19 protein-coding genes and 1 pseudogene are annotated in these 23,450 nt (G+C 49.1%); 9 read left to right on the top strand and 11 right to left on the bottom strand.

Features of this window, described 5'->3' with window-relative positions:
• The first annotated feature begins 62 nt into the window (after window positions 1-62).
• Both K7B67_RS19765 and K7B67_RS19760 read left to right on the top strand, forming a co-directional pair.
• Window positions 63-248 (top strand): ribbon-helix-helix domain-containing protein, encoded by a 186-nt coding sequence (locus K7B67_RS19765; RefSeq protein WP_252177571.1) that lies wholly within the window; start codon window positions 63-65, stop codon window positions 246-248.
• Window positions 249-340: 92 nt separating this feature from the next.
• Window positions 341-1,636: a transposase gene (locus K7B67_RS19760; RefSeq protein WP_252177570.1), complete on the top strand. Its 1,296-nt coding sequence runs from the start codon at window positions 341-343 to the stop codon at window positions 1,634-1,636.
• A gap of 89 nt (window positions 1,637-1,725) precedes the next feature.
• Here the strand turns inward: K7B67_RS19760 and K7B67_RS19755 are convergent, their stop codons facing one another.
• The 6 genes and pseudogenes from K7B67_RS19755 to xdhA all read right to left on the bottom strand — a co-directional run bounded on the left by K7B67_RS19755 (window position 1,726) and on the right by xdhA (window position 8,975).
• A complete protein-coding gene (locus tag K7B67_RS19755; RefSeq protein WP_252180616.1) occupies window positions 1,726-2,406 on the bottom strand; it encodes an IS1634 family transposase in 681 nt (226 codons plus the stop codon).
• Between the two features lie 102 nt (window positions 2,407-2,508).
• Window positions 2,509-3,328, bottom strand: a pseudogene (locus tag K7B67_RS19750) (IS1634 family transposase); the annotation flags it as partial.
• A 195-nt stretch (window positions 3,329-3,523) separates the two neighbouring features.
• Entirely contained in the window at window positions 3,524-4,282 is a 759-nt protein-coding gene (locus K7B67_RS19745; protein ID WP_252177569.1) for a TlyA family RNA methyltransferase, read from the bottom strand.
• A gap of 68 nt (window positions 4,283-4,350) precedes the next feature.
• Window positions 4,351-5,205, bottom strand: a complete 855-nt coding sequence (gene xdhC, locus K7B67_RS19740) for a xanthine dehydrogenase accessory protein XdhC (RefSeq protein ID WP_252177568.1) — start codon at window positions 5,203-5,205, stop codon at window positions 4,351-4,353.
• Window positions 5,192-7,552 carry a xanthine dehydrogenase molybdopterin binding subunit gene (gene xdhB / locus K7B67_RS19735; protein WP_252177567.1) on the bottom strand — a complete coding sequence of 787 codons (2,361 nt, stop codon included), beginning with the start codon at window positions 7,550-7,552 and terminating at the stop codon, window positions 5,192-5,194. The genes xdhC and xdhB overlap by 14 nt, the downstream gene beginning before the upstream one ends.
• The gene (gene xdhA, locus K7B67_RS19730; protein WP_252177566.1) at window positions 7,545-8,975 is read right to left on the bottom strand and encodes a xanthine dehydrogenase small subunit; all 1,431 of its coding nucleotides are present in this window, start codon (window positions 8,973-8,975) and stop codon (window positions 7,545-7,547) included. The genes xdhB and xdhA overlap by 8 nt, the downstream gene beginning before the upstream one ends.
• A 352-nt stretch (window positions 8,976-9,327) precedes the next feature.
• On the opposite strand from xdhA, the gene K7B67_RS19725 reads away from it, so the two are divergent.
• On the top strand, window positions 9,328-10,452 hold the full coding sequence (locus K7B67_RS19725) for a transposase (protein WP_252177565.1): 1,125 nt from the start codon (window positions 9,328-9,330) through the stop codon (window positions 10,450-10,452).
• A 100-nt stretch (window positions 10,453-10,552) separates the two neighbouring features.
• Window positions 10,553-10,759, top strand: a complete 207-nt coding sequence (locus tag K7B67_RS19720; RefSeq protein ID WP_252177564.1) for a hypothetical protein — start codon at window positions 10,553-10,555, stop codon at window positions 10,757-10,759.
• A gap of 59 nt (window positions 10,760-10,818) precedes the next feature.
• Here the strand turns inward: K7B67_RS19720 and K7B67_RS19715 are convergent, their stop codons facing one another.
• Window positions 10,819-11,457 (bottom strand): TetR/AcrR family transcriptional regulator, encoded by a 639-nt coding sequence (locus tag K7B67_RS19715; RefSeq protein ID WP_252177563.1) that lies wholly within the window; start codon window positions 11,455-11,457, stop codon window positions 10,819-10,821.
• Window positions 11,458-11,713: 256 nt separating this feature from the next.
• Between K7B67_RS19715 and K7B67_RS19710 the strand changes: the two genes are divergently transcribed.
• From K7B67_RS19710 to phoR, 4 genes are all read left to right on the top strand, one after another.
• A complete protein-coding gene (locus K7B67_RS19710) occupies window positions 11,714-12,346 on the top strand; it encodes a chorismate lyase (protein WP_252177562.1) in 633 nt (210 codons plus the stop codon).
• A 64-nt stretch (window positions 12,347-12,410) separates the two neighbouring features.
• Complete coding sequence (gene ubiA / locus K7B67_RS19705) at window positions 12,411-13,298, top strand: 4-hydroxybenzoate octaprenyltransferase (protein ID WP_252177561.1); 888 nt, start codon at window positions 12,411-12,413, stop codon at window positions 13,296-13,298.
• Window positions 13,299-13,531: 233 nt separating this feature from the next.
• Complete coding sequence (gene phoB / locus K7B67_RS19700) at window positions 13,532-14,221, top strand: phosphate regulon transcriptional regulator PhoB (protein WP_252177560.1); 690 nt, start codon at window positions 13,532-13,534, stop codon at window positions 14,219-14,221.
• Window positions 14,222-14,283: 62 nt separating this feature from the next.
• Entirely contained in the window at window positions 14,284-15,588 is a 1,305-nt protein-coding gene (gene phoR / locus K7B67_RS19695; RefSeq protein WP_252177559.1) for a phosphate regulon sensor histidine kinase PhoR, read from the top strand.
• A gap of 85 nt (window positions 15,589-15,673) precedes the next feature.
• Here phoR and K7B67_RS19690 read toward each other — a convergent pair whose 3' ends face one another.
• The 4 genes from K7B67_RS19690 to K7B67_RS19675 form a co-directional block, all read right to left on the bottom strand.
• Window positions 15,674-16,096, bottom strand: coding sequence for an H-NS family nucleoid-associated regulatory protein (locus K7B67_RS19690; protein ID WP_252177558.1), 423 nt, complete (start codon window positions 16,094-16,096; stop codon window positions 15,674-15,676).
• Between the two features lie 396 nt (window positions 16,097-16,492).
• A complete protein-coding gene (locus K7B67_RS19685; protein WP_252177557.1) occupies window positions 16,493-18,028 on the bottom strand; it encodes a SpoVR family protein in 1,536 nt (511 codons plus the stop codon).
• Window positions 18,029-18,042: 14 nt separating this feature from the next.
• Entirely contained in the window at window positions 18,043-19,320 is a 1,278-nt protein-coding gene (locus K7B67_RS19680; RefSeq protein WP_252177556.1) for a YeaH/YhbH family protein, read from the bottom strand.
• Window positions 19,321-19,482: 162 nt separating this feature from the next.
• Entirely contained in the window at window positions 19,483-21,405 is a 1,923-nt protein-coding gene (locus K7B67_RS19675; protein WP_252177555.1) for a PrkA family serine protein kinase, read from the bottom strand.
• Between the two features lie 520 nt (window positions 21,406-21,925).
• Here K7B67_RS19675 and K7B67_RS19670 point away from each other — a divergent pair.
• Entirely contained in the window at window positions 21,926-23,152 is a 1,227-nt protein-coding gene (locus tag K7B67_RS19670; RefSeq protein ID WP_252177554.1) for a hypothetical protein, read from the top strand.
• The last annotated feature ends 298 nt before the right edge of the window (window positions 23,153-23,450 follow it).

Here is a 23,450-nt window from a genome sequence, read left to right as displayed (position 1 = left end):
CGACGAATCCCATTTCCTTGTAGGCAACAAACTCTATTGATCACAACTTGAGGTAAAATCCTATGCCAACTTCAGCAAGAACTGTTCGCCTCAATAATGAAGTCAGTGAGGCTGTCGATGAGATAGCCCGGATTTGTGGCCGTGATGCTAATTTTGTGATGCCGGAAGCCATTGAGGAGTATGTCGCACACCATAACTGGGTTATCGTAACCCGTGAAAAACCCCGTACTTTTAGTGCGGGGATGTAAACGGGGAAGCCGCCAGGCTTCCTTGTATCAACAATATCAACGTAGCCATTGGCTTTCTGTAGTATAAATATATTGAGAAAAAAGGAAATCGCGTGAAAAAAAACCGTGTCATTCAAATCAACATAGGCAAGCCAACAGATGGACAGACGCAAGTCCGTCTGGAAGCGGCTCGCCTGTGGAATGACATAGTCCGATTGCACAAATATATCCGCAAACGCCACTGGAAGTGGCCTACCGAGTCTAAAATGAAGACTCACGTCAAAGGCAAGTATGCTCTGCATTCGCAGACCATACAGAAGCTCGTCGAGAAGTTGTACGACTCTATAGATTCAACTCAAACCAAAAGGGAGAAGGGAGATAAGAAAGCTCGTTACCCTTGGAAGTGCAAGAAGAAATTCCAGACGGTGACTTGGAAGCAGTCAGCCATTCGCCGCAAGGGGAATAGGCTGAATCTGTCCAATGGTCGTGGAGTGAAAGGCTTGTCCATCAAAATTCCACTGGATCAATTGCCGCAAGGCAAGATCACAGGAATTGAGCTTGGATACCGCACTCTCTACATTTCCATTCAAGACGTAGTTGAGAAACCAGAATCAGCCGGAGACAACACCGTTGCGGCTGATTTGGGTATCATCCATACCGCTGTCATGACGGACGGCATCAAATCAACGGCTGTTGTTGGTCGTGGCTTGCGTTCATTGACACAAGGCAAGAACAAGAAAATAGCTGGCTACACTCGTCTAATAGATAAATGCGAGCAGGGTTCCCGTCGAAGACGAAAACTCAAGGCAGCAAAGGCCAAATATCTGGCACGATACCACAGGCAAGTTCACAACTTGCTACATCATACCGCAAACAAGATGATCGACTTTGCCGTCGAACGGCAAGCCGGAACATTGGTTGTTGGGGATGTGACAGAAATAGCACGTAACAAGCGTAAGCAGAAAAAGGGATCAAGACGCAGCAACCAGGAGAACAGCGGGAACCCGCTAGGTCGATTGGTTGAGTACCTGACGTATAAGGGTCAGTTGAGAGGGGTTGATGTGGTTAAGATCAACGAAGCCTACACCACTCAAACGTGCCCTAAGTGCGGTCACAGGCACAAGCCAAGTGGACGCAACTATAAGTGTCAGGGTTGCGGTTATGTTGCAGCGAGAGACGAAGTCGGAGCCTGCAACATCCTGAACAAATACATCCACAATGGACGTATGGTTCCTGATTCGATTCTGCCTACGGGAAGCGTGAAGTATCTACGACCGACCTTGCTACGCAAGTCGCCCGTAGTAGTGGCTTTGAATGAGCCTACTTTGCTTGGTATTACCCTTGATTCAGTTTTGGCGTCTGAGGACGCCGGTTCGGTTGAACCGTCAAAACAGAGTCTTGTGGCTTAACCAAGAAGAATCCCCTTCCTTCAGGAAGGGGAGCATTCAACATGCTACAAAGAGTTTTATGTGGTTACACCCGACATTCACCACCCCAATCAGGAATAAATCGACTGGTACGTAGACCCTAAAATAAAAATGATTGTCGACTGGCTTTCCGTGATGCCTACCACATGCTTCTCCGTCCCGTCGATGACCCAAACATGAATGCCCTCAAAGCAGCTGAAAACCCATCTTCCTGTCGGATTCTGGCCGGGTTTCTTCTTCATGTCTGGAAACGTTCGACTCTGCTTTTTCAGTTCATAGCGGATTCTGTGCTGGATAGCAGCATAGACCATCAGACAAAGAGTCATGATCATTAATAGTGCTTCGATACGTTCCGGCTTTTTGAGATACAGTGAAGACACCAAAAAATCCGGACTTTTCAGGAAGCGAAAACCTCTTTCAACCTGTTGTTGTGATTTGTAGGTCTTCAACAATTCAGCAGTGTTCAGCCGGTCAGTATCGGTATCATTGGTAGCCAACACAAAGCACCCCAAAGAGGCTTGTGCATCCAGCCTTGTTTGCACCGTTACTGAACAGCAACCACTTATGTAATATTCCTGGTAATCGGGTTCTACCCCTTCAGCGGGGCGACCTCTGCCTTTATAGCAGGGTTTAGAGGTAATCTGAGGTTCTGCCTGACAGAGCTCTGATTGTTTCTGCCATTGTTTAAAGGCTTCCATGGCATCAGCTTTGCACCGGAATCCCTTTTGCTGAGCTTTTCCAGCTTCTGAAATTCTTTGGTGGATTTTTTCCGCATACGCCTTGTGAGCGCTTTCTGTTCTGTCTCCTGGCTTTGCTTATTGCGAAACATGACCCAGCGTTGCTCCACATCCGCATAACCAGACGACACTTCCACAGCTTCGTAATGCTCAAAACCTTCGACCGCCTTCATGGCGCGTGACGGTGCACTTTGCACCAGTTCTTTGCTAGCCCCAATATTGAGAGGAACCCGGGATATGAACCACTGATCCTGCTGGTCAAGCTCCTTAACCGTTTCTGAGGTGTACAGAGCAGCATCACCGACGAAGTACCTGGATTCCAAAGCCGCTTTGAAACTTTTCAGATGTTCGGATACCACCAGTTTGAAGCTGGTCTTATCCGTTACATTGCCACTGGCAGCCTTCATAAACAGGGGATGCCTGCTTTGTTTTCTGTCATCAGAAGCAATATGGCCTGATTTAAATCCGGACGATGATCACGACTGTAGCCTTTGCACAACCTAATGCAGTTGAGGTCTTCATCGTCCTCTTCGCTGTCGCTGTTATAACGTCCATCGACGTGTATGCTGGTGCCGTCGAGATTTAGGGCATCGCATGGGAGCTTGAGATGTTTTACGACCTTGATAGCCAGTTCAAAATAGACTTTACTGGCATTGAGTTCAAAGAGTTCATCCAGCGTCCTGCCCAGAACCTTGTCGTTTATATGCTCAGGCTTAATACCGGGCCTGATCAGTTTATCAAGAGGTTTATTGGCGAAGAACCGGGGAAACATATGCAGAGATTGTCCGGTAAAGCCCAGACCATTGATGATCATGGCAACGACAGACTCACCATGGGATATATGCCAGTCATTAGATACCTTGGGGGCTCTTTTATCGATATGTTCGGCAATTCCAAGCTCTTTGCACATTCCAGCCACTAAACCAAGGTGATCCATGACCTGACTGCGGTATTGAACGGGAGGCATAAGGGGGTTTCCTGATATTTGCTTATCTCATAAATAGCAGAATTCAGGAAAATGTCAGGTGAGGTGGTGAATGTCGGTTACACCATTCCCATCAGCAAATTCAAGTCAAACCCCAGTGCTGCAATAAATGAGGCACAAGGGGATGCTATTGCCGTCTCTTCCAACTTACATTTTTCTGGCAATGATCAAAAACTCCCGATTGCCATCACCCCCTTTGATCGGACTGTCAAAATAATCGGTGGTTTTCAGCCCCTGCTTCTCGAGACAATTTCGAATAGACGACTCCACCTCAGTATAGAGACGGTCATCCCGAACAATACCCCCTTTGCCCAGACCTGCTTTTCCTACTTCAAATTGCGGTTTGACCAGACTGACCAAAAAACCGTCTTTTTTAATCAGTGGTGCCAGTGAAGGTATAATTTTGGTTTGGGAAATAAAAGAAACATCCATCACCGCCAGATCAAACCCGGCTTTATTTTCCGTATGCCCTAACAGCGTTGAACTCAGCTCACGGGCATTAATGCCTTCCAGACAGACTACCCGTGGATCTTTTCGCAGTTTCTCTACCAGTTGATCGTGCCCTACTTCAATACCGACCACTTTTGCTGCGCCTGACTGCAAGGCACAGTCCGTAAAACCGCCCGTTGACTGGCCGACATCAATCACGGTCATGCCCGTAATATCCAGACCGACTTTCTCCAAAGCACCCGCCAGCTTGAGCCCGCCACGAGAAACGAATCGATCCGACTCATCCGGAGCGACTTTCAGCTCGGCGTCCCCGGTCAATTTCTCGCTGGGCTTCTTTACAGTCTGCCAGTGGCCGGAATGCAACACTTGCACTTTGCCTTCAGCAATAAACTTCTGAGCCTGGGTGCGAGAGGCAGCAAGGCTCTTATCGACCAGCAGACGATCTACTCTTTCCATTCTGTTAACCGTGTTGGGAAATGGGGGGAGTATACCGGCAAAGTCAGTTTTAAATGGCAGTAAAAGTATTAAGAGTGCTCTTTTTCCACGCGCTCCGTCGCCAATAATGTTCTGAGTGCCTGCCAGGGAATACCTTCCCGTTTTTGGCTCAGGCTGTCACGAGAACCATTTTTCAGGGCCAGAATCTCTCCGGCGATGGCAATGGCAATCTCTGCGGGTTCTCTGCCTCCCACTTCATTCAGTCCCACCGGACATCTCATGTGCTCAATCTGGTTTGTAGTGAAGCCTTTATGCTCCAGACGCTGACGGAATCGTTGGGCTTTGGTCTCAGAGCCTATAACACCCAGCCAGCCAATATCCGATCGTTTTAAGGTTTGCTCGGCAATCGCATAATCCAGCTGGTGATTGTGGGTGACCACCAGAACAAAGGTGTTTTCAGGCAGGTCAGCCACTTCTTCATCGGGTTGTTCACTGAGGATACAGGTCACATTCTCAGGTGGAGTCGGGGGGAAAAGTTCTGCCCGATTATCAATCCAGGTGATACGGCAATTCAACGGTGAAAGCACATGAATAAGTGCTTTGCCAATATGTCCGGCACCGAACAGAGTGATATGAAAATGACAGCCGGCTATCGGTTCCAGTAGTACGCTGACACTGCCGCCGCAGCACTGGCCTAACCGGGGACCCAGGGGGAAATGTTCCATGACCGGTTCTTGCTGATCTGCAGCGATCAGCTCTCTGGCTCGCTCAATCAAGAGAAACTCAAGATGCCCACCGCCCACTGTGTCAACGCTTTTTTCTGCTGTGACCAGCATTTTACTGCCTGACTTTCTGGGCGCAGAACCGGCTGATCCCAGGATAGTCACCAGAACGCCAGGCTGGCCGGAGCGTTTAAGTTCTGACAGTGCGTCAATCCATTCCATGGACGACCTCCTCTTTTTTCAGAGGTTCTGTCTGAGATGACTCTTTTATCTTCAGGATGGCTCTCAGCACTCTCTCCGGAGTGGCGGGAACATCAATGTCCGGGCTGACGGTGTAGTTTGACAGGCTCGACACGGCATCCCGTATGGCCGACCACACTGAGATGCTCAGCATCAGGGGAGGTTCGCCGGTGGCCTTGGAATGATAAATCGTATGCTTCGGATTATCCTGCTCAAACAACTCAACATTAAAGACAGCCGGGAGATCTTCAATCGTAGGGATTTTATACGTCGCCGGGTTGTTACTGAGCAATCTTCCCTGCTCATCCCAGATCACTTCTTCAGTGGTCATCCAGCCCATGCCCTGGATAAACCCGCCCTCAATCTGCCCACGGTCAATCGCAGGGTTCAGTGATCTGCCAACGTCGTGCAATATATCCACCCGCTCAACCCGGTATTCACCAGTCAGGGTATCCACTACCACTTCGGATACTGAAGCACCGCAGGCAAAATAATAGAAAGGGCGACCCTTGGCGTTTTCCCGGTCATAGTGAATCTCGGGGGTGCTGTAAAAGCCTGAGCTGGAGAGTGACACCCGATGGAAGTAGGCGGCCTGAATCAGCTCAACAAAAGGAAGGGTTCGCTCTTTCATAATGACGTGACCGTCAGCGAACTGAATGTCTTCGGGTTGTTCCTGATAATGTTCGGCAGCGAAGGCGATCAGCCGGTCACGAATTTTCTGACAGGCGTCCTGTGCCGCCTTGCCGTTCAGGTCACTGCCGCTGGAAGCCGCAGTGGGCGAGGTGTTGGGTACTTTGTCAGTGCGGGTAGAGGTCACCTGCACCTGGTCCAGACTGACACCGAATTCGTGGGCAACCACCTGGGCCACTTTAACGTAAAGCCCCTGCCCCATCTCGGTGCCGCCATGATTTACCTGAATACTGCCGTCAGTATAAATATGAACCAGTGCACCCGCCTGATTGAGGTGTTTGGCGGTAAAAGAGATACCAAACTTCAGCGGGGTCATGGACAAACCTTTTTTCAGTACCGGGCTGTTCCGGTTGAACGCGGTAATCTCTTGTCTGCGCTTTCGGTATTCAGAGCTGTCTTCCAGTTTTGCCATCAGTTCCGGGAGAACATTATGCTCAAAGGTCTGGTGGTAATGAGTGACATTTCTTTCGCCAGTGCCGTAAAGATTATTCAAACGTACATCCAACGGGTCCAGACCGGTAGCACGAGCAATGTCGTCCATTGCCCGCTCTATAACCAACATACCCTGAGGTCCGCCAAAACCTCTGAATGCGGTGTTGGAGGCAATGTTGGTTTTGCATCGGTGACCGGTGACGATGGCATTATCGAGATAGTAGGCATTGTCAGAATGAAACATAGCCCTGTCGACAATGGCGTCTGTCAGGTCAGGGGAATAACCGCCATCACCTGCGACCTCTATATCGATCCCACTGAGAACCCCCTTGCTGTCAAAACCTGCCCGGTAACGGTGTCTGAATGGGTGGCGCTTACCGGTGGACATCATGTCCTGTGAGCGGTCGACCCGGAATTTTACGGGTTGTCCGGTTTTACAGGCCAGAAGTGCGGCAATACAGGCCGGGCCAGCAGCCTGGGTTTCTTTGCCACCAAAGCCTCCCCCCATACGCCGAACATCCGCCACGACTTTATGTAAAGGAATGCCCAGAACTTCTGCGACCAGTTTCTGCACTTCAGAAGGGTGCTGGCTGGAGGTGTAAATATGGTATTGGTTGTCTTCCAGAGGGACGACGCTGGCAATCTGTCCTTCCAGATAAAAATGTTCCTGGGCACCGTTGGTCATGGCACCTTCGAGTCGTCTTGGTGCTTCGGCAATAGCACGATGGGCGTCGCCTTTATGCATCACATGCTCAGGTCTGAGAAAAGATTCTTCCTGCATGGCCTGATCAATGCCTAGCACCGGTTTTAACGCCTGGTATTGGATGTTTGCTTTTCTGGCCGCTTTTTTGGCGGCCAGATGAGACGTGGCTGCTACCGCAAAGACCGGCTGACCGATGTAGTCGACCCTGCCATCAGCCAGCAACATATCGCCAGGGAAAACCGGGCCAATATCCTTGTGTCCGGGAATGTCGTCAGCGGTGACAACCATCACTACACCGGGGCTGTTTTTGACTGCCTCAAGATCCATGCTGACGATTTCAGCATGAGCCTGGGTGGACAGGCCAAATCCGGCATGAAGCTGGCCTGCCATTTCGGGACGATCATCAATATAGGTGGCCTTGCCGCTGACATGCAGGTGAGCACTGTCGTGTTTAGCCGTGTTTGGGGAAGCCTGGGTTTTGGGGATGTCGGGTAACTTACGCATGGGCAATGATCCTCGCAGTGTGTCCGGACATTTCCAGAAAGTACCTTTCCAGCAGATTGCAGGCTACCTGTAGCCGATAGTCACTGCTGGCCCTGACATCGGACAGTGGTGTGAATTCTGAACGAATGGCTTTTTGTGCCTTCTTCAGAGTGGTGGTATTGGCCTTGTTCCCCAACAGTGCTGTTTCACAGGCCAGAGCCCGTTTGGGTATTGCTGCCATCCCCCCGAATGCGACTCTGGCCCTGGTAATAAGTCCATTGTCGTCCAGTTCCAGGTTGATGGCGGCCAGCACAGCGGATATATCATCGCCATAACGTTTGCTCAGCTTGTAAACCCTGAGTTGATGGGGCTTAAGCGGGATGCGGATGCGGGCAATAAATTCACTGTCTTCGAGCAGGGTCTTTTTGTAACCCAGGAAAAAATCTTCCAGAGGCAGGGATCTGATTCTGTTTCCTTTTCGCAGTTCGATCTGGGCATCCAGTGCCAGCAGCACAGGAGGCGTGTCGCCAATGGGAGAGGCGTTACCGATATTGCCACCCAGGGTGCCCAGGTTGCGAATCTGCTGTGAGCCCAGACGCGAAAGCATACGGGCAAATTCGGGGAAGTGTCTGGCTAACAGAGGTTCCAGCTGGCGATAGGTGGCAGCGGAGCCAATGGTCATTTCCTGATCGGTACAGGTGATTTCTTTTAACTCATTGACCGAGGCCAGTGTTACCAGCGACGGTAAATCCTTCATTTGTTGAGTGACTTCCAGCCCAAGGTCTGTGCCTCCGGCCAGTATTCTGGCTTGAGGATGTTTCAGCAGATAGTCAGCCAGCGCCTGCTCAGAGTTTGGCATAAACACACCGGTGGCGGTGTCGTCTATCTGGTTTTTCAGTGCCTTGAGTGTCTGGAGAGTATTTTGTTCCTGATGTTTGAAGCGGTCAGAGGGGGGCAGGCTGGCGATTTCAGCAGCAGCATTTACGATAGATTGGTAGCCGGTGCAACGACAAAGGTTGCCACCCAGGGCTTCAGGAATGTCCGGTCTGTTGCCGGGTGCCTCATGATGGAAAGCAAACAGGGACATGATAATGCCGGGCGTACAGAAACCGCATTGAGAGCCATGATGATCCACCATGGCCTGTTGAACAGGATGCAGCTTTTCTCCTTCAGCAAGATCTTCAACGGTGATCAATTGCTTGCCGTTCAGTGTCGGCAGCAAAGCAATACAGGCGTTGATGGTCTGATAGTTCAGACGGTCATTCTCTGGCTCGGCAATGACCACAGTGCAGGCACCGCAGTCGCCTGAACAGCAGCCTTCCTTGGTGCCGGTTTTTCTATGTGGATTATGGCTGCCATTACCCCTGAGGTAGTCCAGCAGCGTGGTATCGGAGGGTGTGTCCCTGAGTTCAACAAGAGTCTCGTTGAGCAAAAATCGAATCACGACGACCTGACTCCTTTGTTCTAATTTTTTTAGTTATAGGAAAAAAACACTCGCACCGTCGTTTTTATGTTTTTGATGGCTGCAAAATGTTTTGCCTCGCTCGTGGCTGTCACCGGTAATTTGACTATTTGGTCAGAAAAATAGCAAGTGTTACACAATGAGAAGTAGTGAAAGCTCAACCAGATTAATCTCGGTGAGACGTGCCCAAAGGCATGAGCGCCGATTGTACGAACAGCAGAAATTATCGAATGAGCGTAAAACCCCGTCCTTTTAGGTCGGGGATGTAAGCTCCCAGGCCGAAGGGCTGGTAAAAAGGTTGAACGCTTACACAAACATCTTTATTCTTGTAACTATGACTAAACGAGCTTACAGATACCGATTCTACCCAACACCTGAGCAAGAACAGCTACTTGCCCAAACTTTCGGCTGTGTGCGTTTTGTCTACAACCATATCCTTCGCTGGCGAACTGACGAGTACTACAAGAACGGCAAAAAAGTTAATTACAATGCGGCGTCAAAGCAGCTTACCGAGCTGAAAAGTAACCCTGAATATCAGTGGTTGAACGATGTTTCTTCAGTACCCATTCAGCAATCACTGCGCCATCAGCAAAAAGCCTTCAAGAACTTTTGGGAAGGTAGGGCTAATTACCCGAATTTCAAGAAGAGGCACGCAAATCAGAGAGCTTCTTTTGTTTCGTCTGCTTTCAGTTACAAAGACGGGAAACTATTCATTGCCAAGAGCAAAGAGCCGTTGAATATTCGCTGGAGCAGGGGGCTTTCTTCAGAACCTTCCAGTATCACCATCATCAAAGATCGGGCAGGCCGGTACTTTGTGTCCATACTGTGTGAGTTTGAAGCTAAACCAATGCCTATTAGTAACAAGACAGTGGGTATTGATTTAGGTTTGAATGATCTGTTCATCACTTCAGACGGTGAAAAATCCGGTAACCCAAGGCACACCAAACGCTACGAGATAAAGCTCGCCTATCTTCAGCGTCAACTGGCTAAAAAGCAGAAAGGCAGCAACAACCGAGCCAAAGCAAGGCTCAAGGTTGCCCGTGTCCATGCCAAAATAGCCGATTGCCGGATGGATGCCACCCACCAGGCATCCCGCAAACTCATTAACGAGAACCAAGTTGTTTGCGTAGAGTCTCTGAACGTGAAGGGTATGATCAAAAATCCAAAGCTGGCAAAGCATATAGCCGATGCAAACTGGGGAGAGTTTGTCCGTCAGTTGAAATACAAGGCTGGTTGGGCGGGTAGAGATCTGGTTAAGATAGACCGATTCTTTCCAAGCTCTAAACGCTGTTCCGGTTGCGGATTTGTCCATGAACGTCTGCCGTTGTCTATTCGTGAATGGGAATGCCCGGAATGCAAAACCCATCACGACCGGGACGTTAACGCAGCAAAGAATATCAAAACCGCCGGGCTGGCGGGGTTAGCCTGTGGAGCGACTGGAACGGGGATAGAGGCTTAAAAGCTCCTATCCAGGGAAGGCGTGTTGAAACAGGAAGCTTGTTAGGTGACTAACGGGAATCCCCGTCGTTTACGGCGGGGAGGATGTCAAGGTGATCTAAATGGGAAAAACAGTCTCTGTAGATTATGTAAAAGGGCAGAAGCTTGATGTGTACAAAGACAAAAAAGCACTCGATAAAATGACCGAAGAGGAGCTTCATGAGGCAGCATTAGAAGACCCTGATGCACAGCCTCTATCCGAAGAACAACTCGAACACTTTAAGCGGGTGAATCCAAATCTCCCCAAGAAGGAAGCAGGAAATGGGTAAAAAATTGTTCGGCACCCTATATCAGCTACTCCATTGCCGTACAAGATTTTTTCTATCTCTCAGGCTTTCAAACCGCAACCACGAAGAACGATATCACAGAGAGTGTCGGCGGCTTTCTCGTAAGTAGAGGCAGGCAATTTCTTTGTATTCATGATCATACAGATCTGTTTTTCATAATCAGCGTAATGCTGAGTCGATCCCCAAATCATAAAAATCAGGTGCATGGCTTCCATCCGGAGCATTTTTCCTTCATCCATCCAGTGTTGGAAAACGTCTGTTGTGTTTTTAAACCATTGCTGGGTAGAAGCCTTCATGGAAGGGGATAATTGCTGACAGCCATGAATGATCTCGCTGGCAAAAATCCGGCTGGCAATGGGGTATTTTCTGGAAACTTCTACCTTGGAACGGATATATCGCTCAAGGGATTGTGCCGGGTCATCTTCCGGGTGAAGGTGGTTCAGTTCGTTGTTCCAGAGGCGCAGAATATTATTAAGCACTTCGTCATACATTTTCTGCTTGTTGCTGAAATAATACAAAACAGTCGGCTTGGGTAAATGAGCCAGTTCAGCTATTCTCTGAACCGTGGCTCCGCCGTATCCATGCCGGGCAAATTCCTGCTCAGCCGCCTTCATAATCAGTCGAACTCTTTCGGTTCTGATACGACCGGTTTTCCGGGGTATCGGTTTTACTTCAGCCATGTACAGATCCTGAGCTATTGTTTTTGATTATCCCTTGGGGATGATTTATATCATTGGTACGAATCATAGAAAAGAATCAGGCAGTGTCCACAACTGTGAAGTTTTCAGGGCGTCGGCCTGCTTTTCAGCCTAAAGTCATTCTCAATCCCATAAATTTGGCCAATAATAGCAGCGGATTTTTAACCGTGAAGCGACTATCCTGTCATTGCTTTTCATGGTTCTGGAGCATTAGGTGTGTGAAGCAGCAGGAGTACGGGTGTCTTTTATTGATTTTGCTGGCCTGTCCTGGAAGCCCAGGCATTATCTGAAACAACAAATTCCGGAGACTTGGAGAGACTGGTTGCTGGACAGTGGCTCACTGACTCAGCGTTTGAAGCTGACGTTTCATGGCGACTTTAGTGTTCAGGTTATTCGTCATGGAACCCTTATGCCAACCTATTCGGAACTGAAGTTTCTTAATAATCATGAGCCGCTAAAGGCGATGCCTGCCTTTGATGGATTAGCAGGATCCTTCAGAAACGGGCACTGCAGCAAAATGGCTTCCATCAGGGAGGTTCTGTTAATCTGCGGCGGTAGGCCCAGGGTCTTTGCGCGCAGTGTCTTGCCTCACAGCAGTCTTGTGGGCACTAACAGGGAGCTGCTGCAACTGGGCAGTAAACCCCTGGGTGAGTTTTTATTTAACCACCCTGGCATGCGCCGGGGGCCATTTGAACTGGCGGAACTGCCGGCTCGTCAGTTCAATCCTTATCTGGTGGAAAAATATTCAGACGAAACAGCCTGGGGAAGGCGGTCGTTATTTTATTTACACGAAAAGCCTATTTCTGTTTGTGAAATCTTTTTGCCAGACCTGCCTGGGCAGACAAATAAGCAAGAACTGGCTATGACCTGATAAACTGGCGATCAGTACTCAGCCATACAGCCAGCCAAACATTATGATGCAACTCAGGAAACCCATGCGGGGATTAGCGGGCACAAATGCGGTTCTACAGCGATTCCCCCGTTTGAAAGACTTTTTACAGCTGGCTCGACTCGATCGACCCATCGGTATCTATCTGTTGCTCTGGCCTACTATGTGGGCACTCTGGGTTGCTGCAGAAGGTGTGCCGGATCTGGCAAATCTGGTGATTTTTTCGGTCGGTGTGGTTCTGATGCGCAGTGCCGGTTGTGTCATCAATGACTTTGCCGACAGGAAAGTGGACGGTCATGTTAAACGCACACGTAACCGACCACTGGTGACGGGGAGAATTCGGGAAAAAGAAGCACTGATGTATTTTGCAGGCATGGTGCTGGTGGCTTTTATTCTCGTGCTCTTTACCAATACCCTTACGATTCAACTGTCTTTTGCCGCATTATTGCTGGCTTCGGCCTATCCTTTTGCAAAACGCCACACGCATCTGCCCCAGGTGGTATTGGGGGCTGCTTTTGGTTGGTCAATACCTATGGCTTTTGCGGCGCAGAGCGGAGTCCTGGGAAGCACTGCCTGGCTGATATTTCTCGCCAATCTGTTTTGGACGGTGGCCTACGATACTCAATACGCCATGGTGGATCGTGACGATGACCTGAAAGTAGGCATCAAGTCTACAGCGATTCTTTTTGGTGATATGGATAACCTGATCATAGGTAGTTTACAGGTGCTTACTCTGGTGACTCTGGCCATGGTCGGTCATCAGCTGGCGCTGGGTTTTCTGTACTTCCTTTCACTGACTGCGGTAGCAGCCTTTTTCGTTTATCAGCAGTGGCTAACCCGTCGACGTGAGCGTGAGGCTTGTTTCAAGGCATTTCTGAATAACCACTGGGTTGGGGCCATTGTTTTTGCTGGTTTGGTGGTGAGTTATTGGTGATCTCATGGCTGGAACCCCTGCTCTGCAAGGTCTGAAATAGTTGTCTTCATTCTCAAACTGTGATGTCAGTCTGGAGGTGTCATCTGCCTGTAACATTTCAAGAGTGTAATAGCCGGTGTATAGTGCGGTTGATTAAACTTTTGAAAAACAGCCCCGGCCTAAACGAGCCTGAGCTGACCAACACCCTGATATCACCGCCGCAGTCGAATTGATAGATAAGCAGGTAGAGATCAATGCCAGGAAAGACCATTCTGATCGTAGATGACGAAGCACCTATTCGCGAGATGGTGATCGTTGCTCTGGAAATGGCAGGGTACGACTGTCTTGAGGCGGCTGATGCGAAGGAAGCGCACTCTCTGATTGTGGATAATAAACCCGATCTGATCCTGCTGGACTGGATGCTGCCAGATGTCTCCGGCATTGAACTGGCCCGCCGTCTGAAGCGCAATGAGCTGACCTCTGAAATTCCCATCGTTATGTTGACGGCCAAGGGTGAAGAAGACCATAAAATCCAGGGACTTGAAACCGGAGCCGATGACTATATCACCAAGCCTTTTTCCCCCCGTGAGCTGGCTGCCCGCTTAAAAGCGGTGTTGCGCCGGGCAGGTGGGCTGGATAACCAGTCTCCCATTGTCATCAAGGGGTTGGAACTGGATCCTGTCAGCCACAGAGTCTCCATCGATGGCTCACCTGCTGAAATAGGCCCTACCGAGTACCGATTGCTACAGTTTTTTCTGACGCACCAGGAGCGTGCCTATACCCGTGGGCAGTTGTTGGATCAGGTCTGGGGAGGCAATGTCTACGTAGAGGAGCGAACTGTAGACGTTCACATTCGACGCCTGCGTAAGGCATTGGGTGGTAACTATGAAGGGTTTGTGCAAACCGTTCGTGGTACTGGATACCGTTTCTCAACCAGAGTCTAGCTTTCTAACCCTCTAACTCTCTTTTCCGCCCAGTTTTCAGCAGGTGTTTGTCCGGGAGTCATATGACAACAATTTCAAAAACCCATTTGCTGAGCCGCATGATGGCTTACCTGGTTGTTGGGTTTTCCCTGGGCTGGTTGGTTGGCGAGCCTTTTTTAGGGCTTTGTGTGGTGATGGGGGGCTATTTTGTCTGGAGTTTCCGACAGCTTTTCAAACTGCTGGACTGGCTCAATGACCCCAGGGCCAGAAGCAAAGAACCTCCCGAGAGTAAAGGATTCTGGGGTGAAATCTTTGATGGCATCTATCGTTTGCAGAAGCAGCACAGTCGCTCCCGGCAAAAGCTGACCGTAGTACTTGAGCGTATTCAGGAATCAACCGCTGCGCTTAATGACGGAGTTGTGATGATCGATAATCAGAGCAACCTGGAATGGTGGAATCCTGCTGCTGAAACCTTAATGGGTCTGAAGATGCCTGAAGATCAGGGGCAGTTGATTACCAACCTGCTGCGTGATCCGAGGTTTGCGGACTACTTTGAGCAGGGCGGTTATCAAAAAGCCCTGGAGATCCCTTCTCCGGTCAACCCGGATCATCAGCTGCAATTTAATATAACCGTGTATGGCAAAGGCAATCGTCTGATGACCGTGAGAGATGTCACGCGCCTGAATCAGCTGGAAGTCATGAGAAAGGACTTTGTTGCCAACGTATCCCATGAGTTGAGAACACCGTTGACGGTGGTATCCGGCTATCTTGAAACCATGCTGGACAGTTTGGGGCCGGATTCAGGTCTCCCTCCTGTCTGGGAGAAAGCACTGAACAGGATGCAGGAGCAGTCACTCAGAATGCAGAATCTGGTGGCAGACCTGTTGTTGCTGTCCAAGCTCGAATCGGCTGAAGCTCAGGCCGATGAAAACGGGGTTGATGTTAAAGCCATGCTGAACAGCATTGTTGAGGATGGGCGGGCACTCAGTGGTGAAAACCAGCACCAGATTTCACTGGATTGTCCTGAAGGTGTCTTTTTGGCTGGCAATAGCAGCGAATTACGCAGTGCCTTCTCGAACCTGGTCTTTAATGCCGTACGCTATACGCCGCTGGGCGGGAAGATACAGGTGAGCTGGTGGCAGGATAAGGAAGGCGGACACATGATGGTGGAAGATAATGGTATCGGCATTGATCCCATGCATATTTCCAGACTGACTGAACGCTTTTACCGGATTGATAAAAGCCGTAGCCAGAATACCGGGGGAACAGGGCTCGGACTGGCTATCGTCAAGCACGTTATGCTGAGGCACGGAGGTAAGCTCACGATCAGCAGTCATCCGGGAAAAGGCAGCCGTTTTGTTTGCCACTTCCCGGAAAAAAGCCTTTAGCCGGAGAAAAGCCTTTAGCTTGAGAAAAGCCTTTAGCTTGAGAAAAGCCTTTAGCTTGAGAAAAGCCTTTAATTAGTCTCTCGACTCACTCTTCGTTAACAACACACTCCAGGCGTTTCTTGCCGGTGCGATTCAGGTAGTCCTGGAAGTCACTTGGCAGGCGCCCTGTGGTAGACCCATCCCAATGAACGGTGTCACCCGCTTCAGTCTGGTATTCAAAAGTGAATCTTTGTACATTGCGACGACGCTTGGGAGTCGTAATGTCCAGGTAGTCCAGATCTTCCATGGAAATGCCGCGTTCAGCCATGATTTGCTTAACGGCTTCGATGCTTTCCAGTTTGGCTTGACGCTCTTCGTCAATTTTATTGCGGGCTTCAACTTTCTCTTCCAGAACGTTCTGCATTCTGGAGATAATGCGCTCAAGATCTTCAACGTGAACATCTTTAAACAGAGAGCGGATGCGTGTTTTACTGCTCAGGCGGTGATGAATTTCTTCAAAAACGTTCATTCAGGAACTCCTAATTAAGACCTAACGGATGAGGTGTTAATGATTTTCAATTACCAAGAAGTCTATTTATACAGGAAGCTTTAAATTGATGGAAGTACTTCATTTGCTTTTACGATCTATTTTACGAACTATTTAAATAGATTCAATAAATCTTATGATAAGGCAGGAGTGATTGTACAATACATAAACAGTTGTGAGTCATCGGGATAGGCTAATAAATTCAATTGTCTTCACTTACTGTTCTTTGTTGTTAAAAAGCCAAATACTCAGTCGGGTTTAGTTCCCACTGCCGTGGCAGTGGGTTATGGGTTTAAATAGACAGAGTATATACAGGAAGAGTTTTTAATTATTATTAGTTTTTAGTATTAAGAAGCGCTTGGTTTTTCCCATATCTTTTTAGTGAGATTTTTCAGAATCCTTTCTGCCCGGGCATTGGTAACTTTTACTGACCTTGTTATCAACGGTGACTGACTCCAGCTTGACATCAAATTGCCAGAGCCGGTGCACATGCTTGAGTAATTCCTCTGTGTTTTTATCCAGTGGGCGTCCCTGGTGCTGGTAGTGTCTGAGAGTCAGGCTCCGGTCACCGCGAACATCGACATCAAAGACCTGGATATTGGGCTCCCGGTTGCCGAGGTTGTATTGAGCCGCCAAAGACTCCCTGACTTCTTTGTAGCCAGTGCTGTTATGAATCGCATCGACTTCCAGATAAGACTTACTGTCGTCATCCAGCACCGAGAAAAGTCTGAGGTCTCTCATGACCTTAGGCGACAGGAATTGCAGAATAAAGCTTTCATCCTTGAAATTCTTCATCGCAAAATGCACGGTTTCCAGCCAGTCACTGCCAGCAATGTCCGGGAACCAGTGCCTGTCTTCATCGGTAGGGTTTTCACAGATTCTGCGAATATCCTGGAACATACTGAAGCCCAGTGTGTAAGGGTTGATGCCACTGTAGTGGGGGCTGTCAAAAGGAGGCTGGTAGACGACACTCGAGTGAGAGTGCAGGAACTCCAGCATAAAACCATCGGTGACTTTTCCTTCCTCATAAAGCTCATGGAGAAGGTGGTAGTGCCAGAAGCAGGCCCAGCCCTCGTTCATCACCTGGGTTTGACGTTGAGGGTAATAGTATTGGGAGACTTTCCTGACGATTCGCAGTAGCTCTCGCTGCCAGGTTTCCAGCAGTGGCGCATTCTTTTCCAGAAAGTAGAGAATGTTCTCTTCCGGGTCTTTGGGAAAGCGTTGAACTTTTTTCTCTTCTTTCTCTTCCGTTTTTGGAATGGTGCTCCAGATGTCGTTCAGGGTTCTCTGAATGTACTCTGCTCTTTCCTGCTGACGTTCCTTTTCCTGTTCTGCCGAAAGCGGCCTTGGTCGTTTATAGCGATTAACGCCCTGATTCATCAGGGCATGAGCCGCGTCCAGCACATCTTCAACGGCTTCAATGCCGTATTTTTCTTCGCACTCGGCAACATAGCGTTTGGCAAACATCAGGTAGTCAATAATGGACTCGGCATCGGTCCAGGTCTGGAACAGATAGTTGCCTTTGAAGAATGAGTTATGACCATAACTGGCATGGGCCAGTACCAGGGCCTGCATGGTCATGGTGTTTTCTTCCATAAGATAAGCGATGCAGGGGTTGGAGTTGATCACAATTTCATAAGCCAGACCCATGCGACCCCGCTGATAATTCTGCTGGGTATGAAGAAACTGTTTGCCAAAACTCCAGTGGCTGTACATCAATGGCATACCCGTTGAAGAGTAGGCATCCATCATCTGTTCGGCACTGATGACCTCAATCTGGTTCGGGTAAGTGTCCAGCCGGAACTTGTCAGCCAGACGTGCCAGTTCACTGTCGTATTCCTGAATGAGATCAAAGGTCCATTCTGAACCGGTGGAGATGGGTTCTCTCTCTTTTCTGGTGGTAACCTCACTCATGGCAGGTGCCTCGCTTATACGGTTTCTTTTTTCTCAAACAGACGACGGAACACCGGATAAATGTCGTTCGGTGTCTTGATTTGCTGCATGGCAAACTGATCGGCAAACTGTTCAGCGATGCTTTCGTATTCACGCCACAGGTTCTGGTGAGCACGGTCGGTGATTTCGACATAGGAAAAATATTGAACCTTGGACATGATCTGTTCGGTCAGAATTTTCGAACAGACGCTGGAATCCCCTTCCCAGTTATCGCCATCGGAAGCCTGGGCGACGTAAATATTCCAGTCCACCGGGTTGTAGCGGGTATTGATGATGTCGCTGGTCATTTCCAGGGCACTGGAGACAATGGTCCCGCCGGTTTCTCTGGAATAAAAGAAGTCATCTTCATCAACTTCTTTGGCGGCCGTATGGTGCCGGATAAAGACCACTTCGATCTGTTTGTAATTTCGTTGCAGGAACAGATAAAGCAGGATGAAAAAGCGCTTGGCCATATCTTTGATTTCCTGAGTCATGGAACCGGAGACATCCATAACACAAAACATCACGGCCTTGTTGCTGGGGCTGGGCACTTTGATCAGGTTGTTGTACTTGAGATCAAAGTCATCAATAAAGGGCAGCTTTTTCAACTTGCCATTGAGTTCTTTAATCTTCTCGCGTAGTTCTTCTACTAATTGAGCGTCGGTTTCTTCCGGGCTGACTTCCAGCTCACGAAGCTGCCGTCTTAATGCTCTTACTTCTTTTCGGGCACCGCCACCCAGGGCAATTCTTCGAGCATGGGCGGATCTCAGGGAGCGAACAATGTTCAATCGATCAGGAGAGCCTTCACTGGTGTAACCGGCGTGCTTCATTTTGAATTCAGTGGCGTCCTGAAGCTGCTTTCGCACCAGGTTTGGCAGCTCAAGGTTGTCAAACATGTGATTCAGAAACTCTTCATGGTTGATCTGGAAGCTGAACTCATCCATGCCTTCACCGGAGTTTCCGGCTTTGCCCTTACCTGAGCCCTGACCAGAACCGCCGGATGGGCGCTTGATTCTATCGCCAGAAACAAACTCTTTATTACCGGGGTGAACCTGTTTGTAGCGGCCACCCTGGCCATGCTGAAAGTGGGGTTCGGAGAGGTCTTTGGAGGGAATGGAGACTTCACTGCCTGATTCCACATCGGTGATGGAGCGTTTGTTCACCGCTTCAGAAACCGCCTTTTTTATGTGCTTCCGGTATCTGTCCAGGAACCGCTGTCGGTTGACAGTACTTTTATTTTTCCCGTTCAGACGTCGATCAATAATAATACTCATCAGCACGCTCCCTGTTGGTTATGACACAGAATACTTCGTTATTTTCATGCCACCTGTTTTGAACTTCCGGCTCAAAACTTTGTCGCTCCAATCCTTGTTTTGGATGGCCTGCGACAGCGTCGCAGGCCTGGGAGCCTGTCGGGTCCGACAGGCTCCTATCCCTTACTGTGACTTTCTGACCCTGATATACCATTCAGCCAGAAGTCTCACCTGCTTCTCGGTATAACCTCTCTCCACCATGCGCTTGACAAACTCGTTGTGTTTGCGCTGATCTTCGTTACTGCTTTTGGCATTGAATGAAATCACCGGCAGCAGGTCTTCGGTATTGGAGAACATTTTCTTCTCAATGACGGTGCGCATTTTCTCGTAGCTGGACCAGCTTGGGTTTTTACCCTGATTGTTGGCCCGGGCTCTGAGTACAAAGTTCACCACCTCGTTACGGAAGTCTTTCGGATTGGCGATACTGGCGGCCTTCTCAATCTTCTCCAGCTCTTCGTTGATCGAAGCCCGGTCGAGTATGTCTCCGGTTTCGGGATCCCGGTATTCCTGATCCTGAATCCAGAAGTCAGCGTAAGTAATGTAGCGGTCGAAGATATTCTGTCCGTACTCAGAGTACGATTCGAGGTAGGCGGTTTGAATTTCCTTGCCCAGGAATTCAATGTACTTCGGCGCCAGAAATTCCTTCACATAACGCAGATAGCGTTCATGGATTTCTTTCGGGAATTGCTGCTGTTCTATTTGCTGCTCCAATACATAGAGCATGTGCACCGGGTTGGCCGCCACTTCGGTGGGATCAAAGTTGAAGACCTTGGAGAGAATCTTGAAAGCAAAACGGGTTGAAAGCCCTTCCATGCCTTCGTCCACGCCTGCGGCATCTTTGTATTCCTGAAGGGGTTTGGCATTGGGGTCGGTGTCCTTCAGGCTTTCACCATCATAGACCCGCATCTTGGAATAAACGTTGGAGTTTTCGGGTTCTTTAACTCGGGACAGCACCGAGAACTGAGCCAGCATCTTCAGCGTATCCGGTGCGCAGGGCGCTTCTCTCAGGGAGCTGCTGGAAAGCAGTTTTTCATAAATCAGAATTTCTTCTTTCACCCTTGTGCAATAGGGCACTTTGACAATGTTCACCCGGTCAATGAAAGCTTCGTTGGTTTTATTGTTCTTGAAGGTTTGCCATTCCGATTCGTTGGAGTGAGCAAGGATGACGCCGTTGAAAGGAATCGCGCCCATCCCTTCGGTACTGTTGTAATTGCCTTCCTGAGTGGCGGTTAACAGTGGGTGAAGGACTTTAATGGGGGCTTTGAACATCTCCACAAATTCCATCAGCCCCTGGTTGGCACGGCAGAGTGCTCCGGAGAAACTGTAAGCATCGGGATCATCCTGTGAATACTCTTCCAACTGACGTATATCCACTTTACCCACCAGGCTGGAAATATCCTGGTTGTTTTCATCACCGGGTTCGGTCTTGGCAATAGCCACCTGATTAAGAATGCTGGGGTGAAGTTTGACAATTTTGAACTGGGTGATGTCACCACCAAACTCGTTTAAACGCTTCACTGCCCAGGGTGACATGATGCCCCCCAGATAGCGTTTAGGAATGCCGTATTCCTGAGTAAGAATGTCACCATCCTCGTCGGCATTGAACAGATTCAGAGGTGATTCAAAAACCGGTGAACCCTTGATGGCATAGAAAGGTTGCTTTTGCATCAGGGCTTTCAGTTTTTCTGCCAGAGAAGATTTACCGCCACCTACCGGACCCAGCAAATAAAGAATCTGTTTTCTTTCTTCCAGTCCCTGGGCAGCGTGCTTGAAGTAGGAAACAATCTGTTCAATGGCTTCTTCCATGCCGTAAAACTCTTCAAAGGCAGGATAACGCTTGATCAGTTTGTTGGAAAAAATACGACTGAGGCGGGAATCACGGGAAGTGTCTGTCATCTGCGGTTCGCCAATGGCCATCAGCATTCTTTCTGCTGCATTGGCATAGGCTCCGGGGTCTTCTTTACAGAGGTCGAGGTACTCCTGAATGGTAAGCTCTTCCTGCTGCGTGGATTGGAATCGCTCCTGGTAGTGGTTAAATATGTCCATATTGTGCCCTTCCCTGTCTGACGTTTGGATTCGATAATCGCACCAGGGGTAGGCCCCTCTATGTACGACTATCGGCAGGATCAGTACATTGGCCACTCTTATAATTATAGAGAGCAAGTATAGGAAGTGGCCCGGGCTGGCAGCCGTCCATTGGCTGACATCATGGAAAGCTCAACGGTATGTTGACCAAACACAATGGCAGGAAAATTCCAACCCCTCAGATTTTATAATGTGGAGTTTTTGATCAATCTGCAATAGCTGTCGTTGCGTTTAAGGCAGAAAATAGCGATTTTTTTTCTACACACAGAAAATGTGTGCTGAGTGATTGAGGTTTGTAACGGTTTTGTCATTGTTGTATAAGTTAAAATTATACGACTTTTGTCATATAAAAGATTTGCAGCCAAATACACTGACTCCTGGAGCTGACTTATTTCTGCACTTTGTAGCTAAAGAAATTGTCATCCATCGCTCCGTTTAGGATCTATATTTCCTGTTCAGTCACTGTATCCGGGAAATCACCATGAAAAAGTTATTCAACCTGTTTCCGCTACTTTTGTGTTTACTTTATTCAATGGCACAGGCCAAACCCTTCTCACAAAGTGATCTTGATTTTCTGAAGCCTTTTAATGATACCGCACTGGTGGCAAATGGGCTTGAGTTAACGGAAAGCATTGCCGGAGCCTCCTTGTCTACCCTGCTCAACTTCGGTGTATGGTGGGGTGTCTGTAAAACAGCGGGAATAGTCTCCAGGCTTTCAGGTAAATATGATCTGGCTGCATCGGATACAAAGGAGCTGGAGGAGTTGAAAACGGATTTCTGTTTGCAACTGGCGCCCGTGATGACTACCGCCGAAGTGGCGCTGGCCGGGCATGTGTCTCCCTGGCCCCTGAAACAGAGCTGGTGGAGACCCCTGTATTTTGCTGGTGCAGGAATGGCAGCTTATGTCACTGCTAAAAATACGAGGGGGCTGGTATCTGTCGCAGTCTTGACCTACCTCGCGTCAGAAGCGTTATCAAGAACTGGAGCCAGCGTTACTTCGGTGTTGATTCTAAGAAAAATGAACATAAAGGATGTTATAGCTCCATGCTATGAGGTTGGGGAATACGCAGTGTTGTCTGTAGTTAATGGGGTTATGGCAGGGGATGTCGCTTATGAAGTCATGAGCTATAAAGGCTCAAGTCCAGCAAAAGCGATTCTTGCTTCTGTTGTCAGCGCAGCGCTTGCGGGTACCCTCTCGGGAATTGTTTCAGCGTTCAAAAGCGATATGGACGGACAGAAAAAGGCCGGAACTGCAGCCGGAGTCGGAGCTACAGCCGCAGCAGTAAACGGACTCGGAGCTTTAACCGAAGTGGTAACCGGAGCTTTACCCGGGCCTGTAACCGGCACTGTAACCGGAGCTGCATCCGGAGCCGTAGCCGGGGCTGTAACCGGAACCATCGTTGGAGCCTTAGCAGCAGCCGGAGTCGGGACAGGAATCGGAGTTGGAGTGGGAGTCGGAGTCGGAGCCGCCACTCTGGGTGGAGTCGGAGCCTTGCTCATGTTGCGCAGTTCGAGGATAGCCTCAGACAACCCGTATATCAGAGCCGGTATTACTTTGCTGCCTGCTTTGACCTTCGCTGTTATCAATAGTCTTTCAAACTACGCTGTTTATGGCTATCCACTGGAACAAGGCCTTTCAGAGACCGGCAGGACTCAGTGGAAAAAGTTCTATGCGCCTCTGGATTATCTCTCGACTCTGTTTAACTGACAGATTCAACTTTTACATTTTTCAAATAAAGGACCGGCTTTTGCCCATTGGCAAAAGCTGTACTACGTGTGCCGAGCATGTCACACAGCTTGGGGGTGAAAGTCCCCTGTCCAGCCAGATGAGGGCGAAGGACTAGTGAAGCACAAGGTTTGTATCGTGAGATGCAGGCTGAAGGCAGTGTGGAGCAAAACCGCGAGCCGACGAACAGAAATCAGATATGAGGCTGTTTGCGTGAGGACGAGTCAGCGTATGATGACGAAGTCCATACTCATCCGGACATTCAGGCAGTAGATCTGGC

This window comes from Endozoicomonas sp. 4G (assembly GCF_023822025.1).
In the GTDB taxonomy this organism is placed as follows: domain Bacteria; phylum Pseudomonadota; class Gammaproteobacteria; order Pseudomonadales; family Endozoicomonadaceae; genus Endozoicomonas_A.
This window is presented reverse-complemented; position numbering and strand designations above follow the sequence as displayed.

Bases quoted from the DNA above. Each gene is read 5' to 3' on its own strand.
- K7B67_RS19765 (WP_252177571.1), top strand. From the start codon at position 63: ATGCCAACTTCAGCAAGAACTGTTCGCCTCAATAATGAAGTCAGTGAG.
- K7B67_RS19745 (WP_252177569.1), bottom strand. From the start codon at position 4,282: ATGGAAAGAGTAGATCGTCTGCTGGTCGATAAGAGCCTTGCTGCCTCT.
- xdhC (WP_252177568.1), bottom strand. From the start codon at position 5,205: ATGGAATGGATTGACGCACTGTCAGAACTTAAACGCTCCGGCCAGCCT.
- xdhB (WP_252177567.1), bottom strand. From the start codon at position 7,552: ATGCGTAAGTTACCCGACATCCCCAAAACCCAGGCTTCCCCAAACACG.
- K7B67_RS19725 (WP_252177565.1), top strand. From the start codon at position 9,328: ATGACTAAACGAGCTTACAGATACCGATTCTACCCAACACCTGAGCAA.
- K7B67_RS19720 (WP_252177564.1), top strand. From the start codon at position 10,553: ATGGGAAAAACAGTCTCTGTAGATTATGTAAAAGGGCAGAAGCTTGAT.
- K7B67_RS19715 (WP_252177563.1), bottom strand. From the start codon at position 11,457: ATGGCTGAAGTAAAACCGATACCCCGGAAAACCGGTCGTATCAGAACC.
- ubiA (WP_252177561.1), top strand. From the start codon at position 12,411: ATGCGGGGATTAGCGGGCACAAATGCGGTTCTACAGCGATTCCCCCGT.
- phoB (WP_252177560.1), top strand. From the start codon at position 13,532: ATGCCAGGAAAGACCATTCTGATCGTAGATGACGAAGCACCTATTCGC.
- phoR (WP_252177559.1), top strand. From the start codon at position 14,284: ATGACAACAATTTCAAAAACCCATTTGCTGAGCCGCATGATGGCTTAC.
- K7B67_RS19690 (WP_252177558.1), bottom strand. From the start codon at position 16,096: ATGAACGTTTTTGAAGAAATTCATCACCGCCTGAGCAGTAAAACACGC.
- K7B67_RS19685 (WP_252177557.1), bottom strand. From the start codon at position 18,028: ATGAGTGAGGTTACCACCAGAAAAGAGAGAGAACCCATCTCCACCGGT.
- K7B67_RS19680 (WP_252177556.1), bottom strand. From the start codon at position 19,320: ATGAGTATTATTATTGATCGACGTCTGAACGGGAAAAATAAAAGTACT.
- K7B67_RS19675 (WP_252177555.1), bottom strand. From the start codon at position 21,405: ATGGACATATTTAACCACTACCAGGAGCGATTCCAATCCACGCAGCAG.
- K7B67_RS19670 (WP_252177554.1), top strand. From the start codon at position 21,926: ATGAAAAAGTTATTCAACCTGTTTCCGCTACTTTTGTGTTTACTTTAT.